11 protein-coding genes are annotated in these 12813 nt (G+C 56.9%); 5 read left to right on the plus strand and 6 right to left on the minus strand.

The annotated features are described in order from the left end of the window. Positions 1-11 precede the first annotated feature (11 nt). The 4 genes from GOX21_RS20605 to GOX21_RS20620 all read right to left on the minus strand — a co-directional run bounded on the left by GOX21_RS20605 (position 12) and on the right by GOX21_RS20620 (position 4253). Positions 12-842, minus strand: a complete 831-nt coding sequence (locus GOX21_RS20605; protein WP_170379815.1) for a carbohydrate ABC transporter permease — start codon at positions 840-842, stop codon at positions 12-14. 13 nt (positions 843-855) lie between these two features. Next, the gene (locus tag GOX21_RS20610) at positions 856-1722 is read right to left on the minus strand and encodes a carbohydrate ABC transporter permease (RefSeq protein ID WP_170351959.1); all 867 of its coding nucleotides are present in this window, start codon (positions 1720-1722) and stop codon (positions 856-858) included. A gap of 106 nt (positions 1723-1828) precedes the next feature. Next, positions 1829-3133 (minus strand): ABC transporter substrate-binding protein, encoded by a 1305-nt coding sequence (locus GOX21_RS20615; protein ID WP_170351958.1) that lies wholly within the window; start codon positions 3131-3133, stop codon positions 1829-1831. A 94-nt stretch (positions 3134-3227) separates the two neighbouring features. Continuing rightward, the gene (locus GOX21_RS20620; protein ID WP_170351957.1) at positions 3228-4253 is read right to left on the minus strand and encodes a LacI family DNA-binding transcriptional regulator; all 1026 of its coding nucleotides are present in this window, start codon (positions 4251-4253) and stop codon (positions 3228-3230) included. A 122-nt stretch (positions 4254-4375) separates the two neighbouring features. Here GOX21_RS20620 and xylB point away from each other — a divergent pair, with 122 nt between their 5' ends. Further along, on the plus strand, positions 4376-5812 hold the full coding sequence (xylB, locus tag GOX21_RS20625; RefSeq protein ID WP_170379817.1) for a xylulokinase: 1437 nt from the start codon (positions 4376-4378) through the stop codon (positions 5810-5812). On the opposite strand, the gene GOX21_RS20630 is transcribed toward xylB, so the two are convergent. Next, on the minus strand, positions 5809-7404 hold the full coding sequence (locus tag GOX21_RS20630) for a GMC family oxidoreductase (protein WP_170379819.1): 1596 nt from the start codon (positions 7402-7404) through the stop codon (positions 5809-5811). The genes xylB and GOX21_RS20630 overlap by 4 nt on opposite strands. A gap of 108 nt (positions 7405-7512) precedes the next feature. On the opposite strand from GOX21_RS20630, the gene GOX21_RS20635 reads away from it, so the two are divergent. From GOX21_RS20635 to GOX21_RS20650, 4 genes are all read left to right on the plus strand, one after another. Next, positions 7513-8751 carry a TRAP transporter substrate-binding protein gene (locus GOX21_RS20635; protein WP_170351954.1) on the plus strand — a complete coding sequence of 413 codons (1239 nt, stop codon included), beginning with the start codon at positions 7513-7515 and terminating at the stop codon, positions 8749-8751. A 68-nt stretch (positions 8752-8819) separates the two neighbouring features. After that, positions 8820-9485: a TRAP transporter small permease gene (locus GOX21_RS20640; protein ID WP_170351953.1), complete on the plus strand. Its 666-nt coding sequence runs from the start codon at positions 8820-8822 to the stop codon at positions 9483-9485. Then, positions 9485-10843 (plus strand): TRAP transporter large permease, encoded by a 1359-nt coding sequence (locus GOX21_RS20645; RefSeq protein WP_170351952.1) that lies wholly within the window; start codon positions 9485-9487, stop codon positions 10841-10843. The genes GOX21_RS20640 and GOX21_RS20645 overlap by 1 nt, the downstream gene beginning before the upstream one ends. 11 nt (positions 10844-10854) lie before the next feature. Continuing rightward, positions 10855-11634, plus strand: coding sequence for an IclR family transcriptional regulator (locus GOX21_RS20650; RefSeq protein WP_170362725.1), 780 nt, complete (start codon positions 10855-10857; stop codon positions 11632-11634). A gap of 88 nt (positions 11635-11722) precedes the next feature. On the opposite strand, the gene GOX21_RS20655 is transcribed toward GOX21_RS20650, so the two are convergent. Beyond that, positions 11723-12700: an HpcH/HpaI aldolase/citrate lyase family protein gene (locus GOX21_RS20655; protein ID WP_170379821.1), complete on the minus strand. Its 978-nt coding sequence runs from the start codon at positions 12698-12700 to the stop codon at positions 11723-11725. Positions 12701-12813: the final 113 nt, after the last annotated feature.

The following is a 12813-nucleotide window of genomic DNA, read 5'->3' on the forward strand; positions in this document are numbered from 1 at the left end:
CGTCGTCTTCCTTATTTCACAGCGCCGAAGGTCAGGCCGCGGACAAGTTGTTTCTGGCTGAACCAGCCAAGGATGAGGATTGGTGCGATCGCCATGGTCGAGGCCGCGCTGAGCTTGGCAAAGAACAGGCCTTCGGGGCTGGAGTAGCTGGCAATGAAGGCAGTTAGCGGTGCCGCGTCGACGGCGGTCAGGTTGAGGGTCCAGAACGCTTCGTTCCACGCCAGAATGAAGTTCAGGAGAACTGTCGAGGCGATGCCGGGGATGGCCATGGGCGTCAATACGTAAAGGATTTCTTCTTTCAGTGTCGCCCCGTCCATCCGTGCGGCTTCCAGAATTTCACCGGGGATTTCGCGGAAATATGTGTAGAGCATCCAGACGATGATCGGCAGGTTGATCAGCATCAGCACCACGACCAGTCCACCGCGTGTGTCTAGCAGTCCCAGACGGATGAACAGCAGGTAGATCGGATACAATACGCCAACGGCAGGTAGCATTTTGGTGGAGAGCATCCACAACAGGATGTCCTTTGTGCGCTTGGACGGTACAAAGGCCATCGCCCATGCGGCGGGGACCGCGATGATTACGCCAAGAATGGTCGATCCGCCTGCGATGATGACGGAATTCCACAGGAACCGCATATAGTCTGACCGTTCTTGCACGATGGCATAGTTCTCAAGTGTCCAGTCGAAATTCAGGAACAGGGGCGGGCTGGCAATCGCCTGTGCCTCGGTCTTGAAACTGGTCAGAATGGTCCAGAGGATCGGGAAAAAGATCAGCAGTCCAACGGCCCAGGCAAGGGCGGTGTTCAGCGATTTGCGGTGGGGTGTGACGGTGCGGGCCATGGGTCTTATCTCCTCACGCGTCCAGGTTTTTGCCGACGATGCGCATAAGGAAGATGGCAACGATATTAGCAAGGATGATGGCGTAGACACCTCCGGCTGATCCAAGGCCGACGTTTTGGCTTTCCAACACGCGCTGGAAGATCAGGTAGGTGAGTGTGCGGGTGCCGAATGCACCGCCGGTGGTCACGAAGATCTCGGCGAAGATCGACAATAGAAAGATCGTCTGGATCAGGATCACAATCGTGATTGCGCGGCTCAGATGCGGCAAGACGATATGGTAAAAGCGCTTCAGAACTGGCGCGCCGTCCATCTCAGCTGCTTCCAGCTGTTCGCTGTCCAGCGACTGGATGGCAGTCAGCAGGATCAGCGTGGCGAAGGGTAGCCACTGCCACGACACGATCATGATGATAGACGTCATCGAGGCCTCGGACAGCCATGAAATCGGCTCGGCCCCAAAAAAGCGCCACAGATGCGCCAGAAGACCGTTCACCGGGTCCATGAACATGTTCTTCCAGACCAGCGCAGAGACCGTAGGCATCACAAAGAAAGGTGCAATCACAAGGATGCGGACAACACCCTGACCCCACATTGGTTGATCCAGCAGAATGGCCAGCAGGATGCCCAAAATCACGGTGATCACCAGTACACCACCAACGATCATCAGCGTCGCCTGCACGGCAGGCCAAAACGAGCTGGAGGACACAAACCGGACGTAGTTGTCAAAGCCGACCCAGCCCAGATCACCACCGCGTAGGGGCAGGTATTTCTTGAAGGAAAAATACAGCGTCATTGTCAGCGGCACGAGCATCCAGCCAAGCAGCAGGACCACGGCGGGTGCCATCATTAGGCGGGCCACTGATCGGGAATGTTGGGTTGCCATGGCGCAAGACCTCTCTGTTCAGGCGCATACCAGCCTGCGAGAAAAACGTGGATTGTGGAAGGGTAGGGCGGGGGGCAGACCTCTGCCCACCCGCAATTAGAAGACGTCAGTAACCTGCGGCTTCCATCTCTTCTGCGGTGAAGGCCTGCGCTTTTTCAAGCGCCTCTTCCACCGATTGCTGTCCGGCGTAAACGGCCGAGAATTCCTGGCTCACTTGCGTAGCAATGCCTGCAAATTCAGGGATCGCAGCAAACTGGATGCCGACATAGGGCACCGGTTTCACCGTCGGATCATTTGGATCAGCCGACAGGATCGAATCCAGTGTCATCTGGGCGAACGGAACCTTCTGATACTCGGGGTTCTCGTACAGTGATGTACGCGCACCCGGCGGGACGTTGGCCCAGCCTTCGTTTTCGGCCACCAGCTCAATGTAGTCTTTCGAGGTTGCCCATTCGATGAACTGCTTGGCAGCATCCGCCTGTTCGGTGCCTGCAGGGATGGCCAGCGCCCATGCCCAAAGCCAGTTGGAGCGCTTGTCAACGCCTTCCGAATTCGGAGCCAACGCGAAGCCGACTTTGTCGGCCACAGTCGAGTCGTCAGGATTGGTTACAAACGATGCCGCGACAGTGGCGTCGATCCACATGCCGCACTTGCCCTGCTGGAACAGTGACAGGTTTTCGTTGAACCCGTTAGTAGCGTAACCCGCGGGGCCGGATTCACTCATCATGTCGACGAAGAAAGTCAGCGCTTCGTTCCATTCCGGCTGATCAAACTGGGGTTTCCAGTCTTCGTCGAACCAGCGGGCACCAAAGGAATTTCCGGTCACGGTAATGAACGCGCCACCTTCACCCCAACCGGCTTTGCCACGCAGGCAAATACCGTTGATGTCGTTGTCTCGATCCGTCATCGCCGCAGCCGCCTCTCGGATGAACTGCCAGGTCGGCGCATCAGGCATTTCCAGTCCGGCTTTCTCCATCAGATCAGTGCGATACATGATCATTGAGCTTTCGCCATAGAACGGAGCCGCGAACAGCGTCCCCTCATGGCTCAACCCGTTGCGCATCGCGGGCAGGATGTCATCCACATCATATTCAGCGGACATTCCTTCCAGCGGCACCAGCCAACCATTGGCGCCCCAGATCGGGGTTTCGTACATACCGATGGTCATGATGTCGAACTGGCCACCTTTGGTGGTGATGTCGGTGGTCACGCGCTGGCGCAACACGTTTTCTTCTAGCGTCACCCATTCGACATCGATGCCGGTCGCCTCGGTGAACTTGTCGGTATAGCCCTGCATCCGGATCATGTCGCCGTTGTTCACGGTCGCTATGGTGATGGATTGCGCGTGGGCCGCTGCCGTGGCGACGAATGTCAACGCCGTCGCCGCACGAAGTGCGTTTTTCAGATACATCCTTGTCCTCCCTGAGCTTGGATGCTGTGCAGGAAGCCTAGTTCATAAATTGTCGCGGCGTCAATAAAAACTTTACGCGCGTTAAATTTAATGTTCAGGCGGACTCGCGTAAAACAAGCCTTGCGGGAAACAAAGTTTCTGTTCGTTTTTCAAATTTCCCACCGCTTTCAATAAGTTCGAACAGTGTTTCGACACTGCGGGCAGCCACATTGTCATAGTCATGCGCGGCCGTTGTCAGGGACGGACATGTGAATTTTGCGAAGGGATGATCGTCATTTGAGGCCAATCGCAACGTGCAATCTTCCTTGCGCCCAACCCGAATCCCCTGTTCGTAGCAGGCCGCCAAAAATCCGATGGCGAGACGGTCATTGCTGCACAGCACCGAGTCGGTCCGCAGGCTGCGTTCTTCCAGCACTTTTCGCGCACCTTGCCGACCGATCTCTTCAAAGGCCCATCCTGTGCCGTCAATCTTGATGATATGCGGTTCAAACCCCAAACGCTCCATAACGTCGACATAGGCTATGCGCCGTTTGTTGGCATTTGGGTTGGCTGGGGTGCGCATTTCAAAGAACGATGGTGGTTCCCCGGTGCGGGTCATGTATTCCACGGTTTGTGACACAAAGCTGAAATTGTCCGAACCGATGAAAGCAGCCCCCATACCATCAAGGTTACTGTCGAACAGAACCGTTGGAACATCGGCGCAGAATTTTTCAATCGCTGACTGATCCGACGCGCGACCCAGCGGTGCTAACAGAACACCTGCTGGTTTCAGCGACCGTAAGCTGTCGAGTATCTCATTCTCCAGTTTTTGCTCGCCATGTGAGCTGAATAGAGACGGGCGATACCCCGCCGCGATACAGGATTGCTCCAGATAGCGCGCGATCTCGGCAAAAAAGGGATCAGCCAGATAGGGCACGACGATACCAATATTCTTGGTCAGCTTCCGGTTCTGATTTATGGCGTAAATATTAGGGCGATAGTCAAAACGCTCTAACGCCTCTTCGATGCGCGCCCGCGTTGTGGGCCGCACGCTGTCCGGGTCGTGGAAATATTTCGAAACCGTCGGCCGGGATATCCCGCTGAGGGCCGCGAACTCTTCCATGTTTTTTATCTTGGTCATGCCAATCTACCTGCGGATCTTTGCCGCTTTGATCTTATCATAGCTTTACATATTCTTTGCGCGCGCTAAAAAATCAATAGCCGGACATGTGCCGCACCTCGGACGCAGGGCAAGGGTTGTAAATGTATCTCGGGATCGACATCGGCACATCAGCGGTCAAGGTTGTCTGCGCCGACACGGCGCGGATAATGGCAACGGCTTCGGTTGAAATGCAAACCTCTTCGCCTCAGCCTGGATGGTCGGAACAGCATCCTGATCTTTGGTGGCGCGCCACCTGCAACGCACTACGCAAGCTGGGGGAACAGATTACTTTGGCGGACGTTCGGGCTGTTGGTCTGTCGGGTCAGATGCACGGAGCCGTACTGCTCGACCAGGACTTGTGCCCAATCCGTCCGGCCATTTTGTGGAATGACAGCCGTTCGGCGCAGGAATGCGGTGAACTTCGCGATGCGCTGCCACAGATCGGCCAGATCGCGGGTGTTCTGCCGCTGCCAGGTTTTACCGCACCTAAGATTACATGGCTGAAGCGGCATGAGCCTGAAAACTATGACCGCATCGCTCATATCCTGTTGCCGAAGGATTATATCGGGCTGCGCCTGCACGGGGTCCTCGCGACGGATCCCTGTGATGCGGCGGGCACCCTTTGGCTGGATCAAACCGCGCGGCAGTGGCACAGCGGGATCGCCGAGGCGACCCATGTTGCGACCCACTGGCTGCCGCAAATTTCCGATGGGCACGAAGTTGTGGGCACAATTTCGGCAGATGCGGCCAACCAGACCGGACTGAAGCCCGGCGTACCTGTTGTAGCAGGAGGTGGGGATGCGGCCACCGGCGCAGTGTCGCTGGGAGCAACCGAACCGGGGCGAGGGTTTATTTCGCTGGGCACTTCCGGTCAGCTATTCGTTGCGGATCGCGTATATAAGCCAAACCCGGAACGATATGTGCATGCGTTTGCGCATACACTCCCTGATCGCTGGTTCCAGATGGCGGCAATGCTAAACGGCGCCAGGCCAATCGCGTGGATCGGCGGGCAGCTTGGATTGTCCTCGGCAGAAGTCATCGCAATGGCCGAAACAGCCCCGCAAGACCGTGTGCCGATTTTCCTGCCTTATCTGACAGGCGAACGCAGCCCTCACGGCGACCCGCATATACGCGCCTGTTTCTTTGGACTGGAAGACGCGACAACGCGTGCAGAAATTTGTCGCTCGGTGGTTGAGGCCATCGCGTTTTGTTTCGCCGACGCCGCCCAGAGTTTTGGCGACTCGATAGACGGCCTGTCGGATTTGGCCGCTATCGGCGGCGGCAGCCGGTCCGACCTGCTGCTTGGGTTGATTGCAACGGTGACAGGCAAACCCATCCTTCGATCCGAAGGGGCGGATTCCGGCCCAGCCTATGGCGCGGCTCGATTGGCGGCTTGCGGTGACAAAGCGCTGACTATTGAGGACCTTGCCATCCAGCCCGCAGGATCTGTCAGGTTCGATCCTGAGGAAATGGGCGCATTGTCGGACCGGCTTGGCCGGTTTCGCGCGCTTTACAAAGCAGTTCGTGCTGCCGTCTAGGCATCCGCTGCCAACAAATCGCTGGCCTTTTCTCCAATCATGATCGCAGGAGCGTTCGTATTACCGCTGACGATCTCGGGCATAATCGAACAATCCGCCACCCGCAGATTGGCAATTCCGTGGACTCTTAGCTTTGCGTCGACAACCGATGCCTCAGAGTTGCCCATCGCGCAGGTGCCGGTCGGGTGATAGATCGAGGTCGAATTTGACCGGGCCCAATCCAGCGTGCCTTCGTAATCGTCACAGCTCAGATCCGCCGAGGGCCTGAATTCCTCGGAAATCTTCGAATGCAACGGGTTCTGCTTAGCAATCCCGCGGGCGATGTTCACGCCGTCGACGATGGTTCGACAATCCGTTTCGGTCGACAGGTAATTCGGGATTATTTTGACGTACTTTGAAGGGTCTGGCCCGTTCAGGCGCAGCTCACCCCGGCTTTCCGGCCGCAGCTGACAGACGGACATGGTAAAGGCCGAAAACGGATGCACACCCTCGCCGGGGCTGTCGGCGGACCATGGTTGGACGTGGAACTGAATGTCCGGAGTTTCAACGTCGGGGCGGGTCTTCATGAACCCCGTCGCCAGGCTGGCCGCCATGGTCATCGGACCGGCACGGAACAGGGCGTACTTCAGAGCGATACGCGCCTGATTGAACAAGCTGCGGACCTCATCGTTCAACGTGGGTTCATTGCATTTGAACACCAGTCTTGCCTGCAAATGGTCCTGCAATCCCTTGCCGACACCGGGAAGGGCGTGCAGCGGTTCGATCCCGTTTTCCTTCAAGTGGTCCGGGTCGCCTATCCCTGACAGCATCAGAATCTGGGGCGAGTTTATCGCACCACCGGACAGGATGATTTCGCGCCGAACTTTCAGGGTTTGCTCGGTGCCCGAACGATCCCGATAGACCAATCCAGTTGCCTTTTTGCCCTCCAACGTGATCCGTGTCACCAAGGCCTTCGTAATGATGTTTAGGTTCTGTCGGTCGCGGATGGGTTTCAGATACGCCACGGCAGCGCTACAGCGGCGGCCATTGCGCGTGGTTAGCTGGAAATACCCCACACCCTCTTGCTCAGCCCCATTGTAGTCTGGATTAAACGGATACCCTGCGGCCTGCGCGGCTGCGACCCAGGCGTCACAGATGGGCCGTTGGATGCGCATGTTTGACACCGACAATGGCCCGCCGACGCCGTGGAATTCATCCTCGCCACGCTCCTGATCCTCGCAACGTTTGAACAGGGGCAGAACGTCGTCCCACCCCCAACCCTCGTTGCCCATCTGACGCCAGCGGTCGTAATCCTCTTTCTGGCCGCGCACGTACAGCAACCCATTCAGCGACGAAGACCCGCCCAGCACCTTGCCACGCGGCCAGTCGATAGAGCGCCCATTCAGCCCTGGATCAGGTTCAGTACGATAACACCAATCGACCGAAGGGTTATGCATGGTTTTGAAATAGCCCACCGGGATGTGAATCCACGGATTGGTATCGCGACCGCCGGCCTCGAGCAAAGCAACGGTCACGTTTGGGTCGGCGCTCAGGCGATTGGCGATGACACAGCCCGAAGACCCGGCCCCGACAACTGCATAGTCTACTTCCATGATCACCTCCCTGAAACTGGTTTCAAAAAGTTCTAGCCAAACGATGAGAAATATACTAGCCTTTTTTGATACAAAACGTCTCATTATTTGCGATCAGGGAGGTAAGCAATGGAGATCGGACGGAAACTAAGTGGTATTTCACGGCGGGATTTTTTCCGCGTGGCAGGCCGTTACGGTATGAGCTCGACTCTACTGGCTGCAGGTGGGTTCGGTGGGGCGATGAGCCTTGCGAATCTGGCGCAGGCAGCCGAATCAACCTACGAAAAGCGCTTTTCCAAAGAGCCAAAACACACGTTGAAATTCGGCGCATCGGGCTTTAATACCCGCAACCTGCTGATCGAGCGTGCGGGTGCAATCGAATTTGCGCGTGACCTGGAAGAGCGCACCGATGGCGAGATTCGCATCGAGTTCATCGGCGACAACCAGATCTGTGGTCAGCTGAGCTGTGTAGAGAAAACCCAGCAGGGCATTGTCGATATCTATGCTGCCTCGACCCAGAACTCGGCCGGTGGTGCGCCGTATCTGAACGTGTTGGACTATGCCTATATGTTCCCCAGCCGCGCGGCGCAGTACCACTTCTTCTACAGCCCGGCGAGCCAGCGCATCCTGCGCGATCCGCTGGAAAAACGGCACGGTCTGAAATTCCTGTTCACTCATTGTGAGCTGCGCGGTCTACAGATGGGCGCGAACTTTGCCGACAAGCCAACCGTCACAAAGCTGGAAGAACTATTTGGCACCAAGAACCGTGTGACGGGTACGCAACTTGGCCGTATCGCCATGCAACTGCTGAACCTGAATCCGGTACCTGTCGCGTGGGAGGAAACGCTGGACGCGCTGAAAACCGGCCTGATCGACGGCGCCGAAACTTGGGCATCGGCTGTGGCCTACGCCAACATGGCGCCTGTGGTGTCACAATCGGTGAACCTGAAATTCTTCTGCGGTACCGAGCATACGTCCATGTCTTCGAAGGTCTTCGACAGTCTGGGCGGTGAGTTGCAGGATGCGGTGATGGAGTCTTCATACTTCACGCAGGCGCTGATCCAAGGTGCGAACGAAGCCGCACTGTTGAACACCGTGGGTTTCTCGGAACCGCAACTGCCGCATACGATCTTCGCCGAAAACGGCGTACGCCCGGCCTTCCTGGCGGACGACCAAATTAAACTGGCCGAAGAAATGTGTGCCCCCAATTACAACCCCGAACCTTGGGCGCAATGGCGCGAGCGCATTAACAAATGGGCCGGTGGTATCGACACCTATCAAGAGATCTACGACATCGCGCGTGAGATTCCCGCTGATACAATTGCGGAAAACGTCGAGCCACGCCGTTGGTGGAGAGGCGAAGCCTAACCTAAGCTTAATACGAACCGGCCCGGGTGGGCCGGTTCCACTAAACACCGACTGGGAGGACGGGGTTCATGTCATTTTGGGCAGATGTCGGCGCGATATTCAGTGCTTTACTCACCTTCGATTCATTCGAGATTCAATCCGCGCTGGAATCCGACGCAACATGGGTCGTAGGCGCAATCGTCTCGGCCCTGGGTGGGCTCCTCATCATGTGGATTTACCAAAAAGTGCCGTTTGTCGAACGCCACTTTGAACGTGCCGTGATGGTTTATTCCTACCTTGCGATTGCCTTCATCATCTTTTGGGGCGTGATTGACCGGTTCGTGTTCAACGATCAGGAGCCTTGGTCAACAACGATCCCGCCACTGCTGTTCATGGTGATGGCGTGGTTCGGCGCATCTTATAACGTGCGGCTACGCACGCATCTAAGCTTTAGCGAATTTCGCACCTCTATGCCGCGCGGCGGGCAACTGGCTTGCCTGTTCCTAGATGCTGTCCTTTGGTTCATCTTCGCAGTGATCGTCATTGTGACCACCACACGGTTGGTGGCGCTGTCGGCATCAAACTTTCAGATCGTTCTGGGTACTGACAACATCATGCAGTGGTGGTTCCTGTTGGCCGCACCGCTGTCGTTCTTTTTGATGGTCGGGCGGGTGTTTCAGAACCTCGCCGACGATCTGCACAACTGGAAAACAGGTGAGCCGCTGATCAAGCAGGCCGTGATTGGAGCAGACTGATGACAGACGGAACCATGGTCACACTGATCTCGCTTGGGGTCACCTTTCTGTTCATGCTGGGCGTGCCAGTGCTTCTGGTCATCGGCTATTGGGTTATTGGCTGCTCGTTTGTGCTGGGCCTGACGCTGGACAATATGGGGGCCGAGCTGCTGAATGTGTTCAACAAAGGCTTCGCCCTGCTGGCGATGCCGCTGTTCATCCTGACTGGCGACCTGATCAACAAATCCGGCATCGCGCGGCGGCTTAGTGATTTTGCATATGCCTGTCTGGGCTGGATACGCGGCGGGCTGGCAATGGCGTCGTTGGGGGCTTGCGGGCTTTTCGCAGCGATCTCGGGGTCAAACTCGGCAACAACCGCGACCATCGGGTCGATGCTGCACCCTGAGATGGTCAAGGGCGGTTATGATGAACGCTTCAGCGCCGCAACAGCAGCGGCGGGTGGTACAGTTGGGATCATCATCCCACCGTCGATCATCTTCATCGTGTACGGGTTCCTGATGAACCTGCCGATTTCCGAGCTGTTTGTGGCGGGTATCCTGCCCGGCGCGTTGATGGTGTTTGGCATGCAATTTGCCTGCTGGATAATCTGCCGGATCAACGGCTGGGGATATTTGATCCCGTTGCAACTAAACCGGGTGCTGAAAACCGCGTTTGGTGCGTGGCTGGGCTTTTTCGCCATCGGATTGGTGTTGTGGGGCATCTACACGGGCAAGTTTTCACCAACCGAGGCGGCCGGTGTGACCGTAGGCTTCTGCGTCATCGCAGGGCTGGTCAGCTATCCGATCAACCGTGTCATGGGCGCACGCAATGACATTCCGCCGACCGAAAAAAGCTATGCTGAGATGTTCGTGGTCGAAGGCTTCACGATCCCCGAGATTCCCTCAATCGTTATCCGCTCGGCCCAGATCACTGGCATCCTTGCACCGCTGATCGCAATTTCGGTTGTGATGCAGCAAATCTTGTCGCTGCTCGGCGCGCAAGAGACCATCGGGAACTTCGTGACCTCGATGGGTGGTTATCATGCGGTGCTGTTCACCTCGATGGTGATCGTCTTCTTCTCGGGCATGGTACTGGAAAGCCTTCCGGTCACGATCATTCTCGCCCCAATCTTGGCGCCGATTGCCGCCTCGGTTGGCATTGATCCGATCCATTTCTCGGTGATTTTCCTTGTGGGTGCTTCTATCGGGTTCATCACGCCACCTTACGGGCTGAACCTGTATGTGGCGTCGGGTGTGACGGGCGTGCCTTATTTCCGGCTGCTGCGGTATACGGTGCCTTATCTGGTGGCTCTGTTGTCGGTCTGGATTTTGGTGTCGCTGGTGCCCGATCTGGCCTTGATCCTGCTGCCAAATAACTAGAATGTTGCGGGATGGCCGAGACGGAAACACAAGAAAAAGAAACTCAGATCCCAACGAACCTGCGCCTGTTGCTGATCCTTGAAGAGGTGGCTCGGCGCGGGGTAGCTGTTAAACCGTCAGACCTGATCGATGCATTGGGTCTGGCAAAACCCACCGTCCACCGCCTGCTGCAAACGGCCGAGGCCGAGGGGTTTCTGCAACGCGATCTCGACGGCCGGTCTTATGGCCCTGGCCGTCGTTTACGACTGCTTTCTGTCAACACCATGTCTGCCGAACATTTGCGGACTGCACGCCTGGCCATATTGCGCAGCGTGGCCGAGGAGGTAGGAGAGACATGCAACCTCGCCATTCCCGACCGCGAGGGGATGATCTATCTGGACCGGGTCGAAACCAAATGGCCCCTGCGCATTCAGTTGCCCGTGGGCACGCAGGTTCCGTTTCACTGCACGGCCAGTGGAAAAATGTACCTGTCCACGCTGCGTCAGAAAACGCTGGACGGGTTTCTTTCGGCCGGAAAATTGCAGCCGCAGACCGAGCGTTCGCTGACGGACCCCAAGGCAGTAAAGGCTGAAGTCCAACGCATTTCCGACAATCAGTATTCTACCGATGATGAGGAATTCATGACCGGAATGTCCGCACTTGCGGTGCCTGTTCAGGACGGGCAGGGCAGGTTGGTAGGGACGCTATCGGTTCACGCCCCGACCCAACGCCATGATGTCGGCAGCCTGATGTCGTTTCTGGAAACACTGCGGCAGGGCGCGGACAAACTTTCAAGTCTTCTCGCTGAGTGACCAGAAAAACGCAGCGCCAAACTGTACCAGTGGCCGATCCACAAAACCGTTTGGCGCTGTCCTATTTAGGTAGCCTAAGCCCTTCGGATCAAGCTGCTGCGATCTGGCCTGCTTTTTCGACCAGCACTTCGGCCTGACGGATTGAGGCATAGTCGATCAGACGGCCATCCAGAGACACAGCACCTTTGCCCGCCGATTCAGCCTCGGCCATGGCGACAAGAATGCGCTGTGCCTTGGTGACTTCGGCCTCGGATGGCGACATGACCTCATTGGCCAGGGCAATTTGGCTGGGGTGGATGGCCCATTTGCCTTCACATCCCAGAACCGCTGCGCGTTTGGCAGCCGCTCGGTAGCCGTCGGGATCCTGAAAGTCGCCAAATGGCCCATCGATTGGACGCAGTCCGTTGGCGCGTGCCGCAACCACCATGCGCACCAGCGCATAGTGCCACATGTCACCCCAATGGGTCAGACGTTCACCATCGGTATCTGCGTCGGTCAACACGGAGTAATCGGGGTTCACGCCGCCGATGATCGTGGTTCGTGCGCGGGTCGAGGCCGCATAGTCAGCCACTCCGAAATGCAGGCTTTCATTGCGTTTGGAAGCTGCCGCAATCTCGCTGACATTCTGCATCCCAAGCGCGGTTTCGATGATGTGTTCGAACCCGATCCGTTTCTTGTAGCCTTTGGCGTCCTCAATCTGCGTTACCAGCATATCGACCGCATAGACGTCCGCGGCGGTGCCAACCTTGGGGATCATGATCAGGTCCAGCCGTTCGCCAGCCTGTTCGACCACATCCACCACATCGCGATACATATAATGCGTATCCAGCCCGTTGATCCGCACCGACATGGTTTTGTTGCCCCAGTCGATATCGTTCAGCGCCTCGATGATGTTCTTGCGGGCCTGTTCCTTTTCATCAGGCGCGACCGCGTCTTCCAGATCGAGGAAGATCACATCTACATCTGATTGTGCGGCCTTTTCGAACATTCCGGGTTGGCTGCCCGGAACGGCCAGTTCGCTGCGGTTCAGGCGAGCAGGGGCTTGGTCGATGTTATGAAAGCTCATGGGTAAGGGTCCTTCGTCTTACAGGTTCGGATAGAGAGGGAAGCGCGCGCAGAGGTCCGCGACCTCGGCTTTGACCTTGGCTTCGACGGCGCTGTTGCCGTCTTCGCCATTGG

This window comes from Ruegeria atlantica (assembly GCF_013032005.1).
Classification (GTDB): Bacteria; Pseudomonadota; Alphaproteobacteria; order Rhodobacterales; family Rhodobacteraceae; genus Ruegeria; species Ruegeria atlantica_A.

Bases quoted from the DNA above. Each gene is read 5' to 3' on its own strand.
- GOX21_RS20630 (WP_170379819.1), bottom strand. From the start codon at position 7,404: ATGGAAGTAGACTATGCAGTTGTCGGGGCCGGGTCTTCGGGCTGTGTC.
- GOX21_RS20645 (WP_170351952.1), top strand. From the start codon at position 9,485: ATGACAGACGGAACCATGGTCACACTGATCTCGCTTGGGGTCACCTTT.
- GOX21_RS20640 (WP_170351953.1), top strand. From the start codon at position 8,820: ATGTCATTTTGGGCAGATGTCGGCGCGATATTCAGTGCTTTACTCACC.
- GOX21_RS20610 (WP_170351959.1), bottom strand. From the start codon at position 1,722: ATGGCAACCCAACATTCCCGATCAGTGGCCCGCCTAATGATGGCACCC.
- GOX21_RS20635 (WP_170351954.1), top strand. From the start codon at position 7,513: ATGGAGATCGGACGGAAACTAAGTGGTATTTCACGGCGGGATTTTTTC.
- GOX21_RS20605 (WP_170379815.1), bottom strand. From the start codon at position 842: ATGGCCCGCACCGTCACACCCCACCGCAAATCGCTGAACACCGCCCTT.
- GOX21_RS20655 (WP_170379821.1), bottom strand. From the start codon at position 12,700: ATGAGCTTTCATAACATCGACCAAGCCCCTGCTCGCCTGAACCGCAGC.
- xylB (WP_170379817.1), top strand. From the start codon at position 4,376: ATGTATCTCGGGATCGACATCGGCACATCAGCGGTCAAGGTTGTCTGC.
- GOX21_RS20615 (WP_170351958.1), bottom strand. From the start codon at position 3,133: ATGTATCTGAAAAACGCACTTCGTGCGGCGACGGCGTTGACATTCGTC.
- GOX21_RS20620 (WP_170351957.1), bottom strand. From the start codon at position 4,253: ATGACCAAGATAAAAAACATGGAAGAGTTCGCGGCCCTCAGCGGGATA.
- GOX21_RS20650 (WP_170362725.1), top strand. From the start codon at position 10,855: ATGGCCGAGACGGAAACACAAGAAAAAGAAACTCAGATCCCAACGAAC.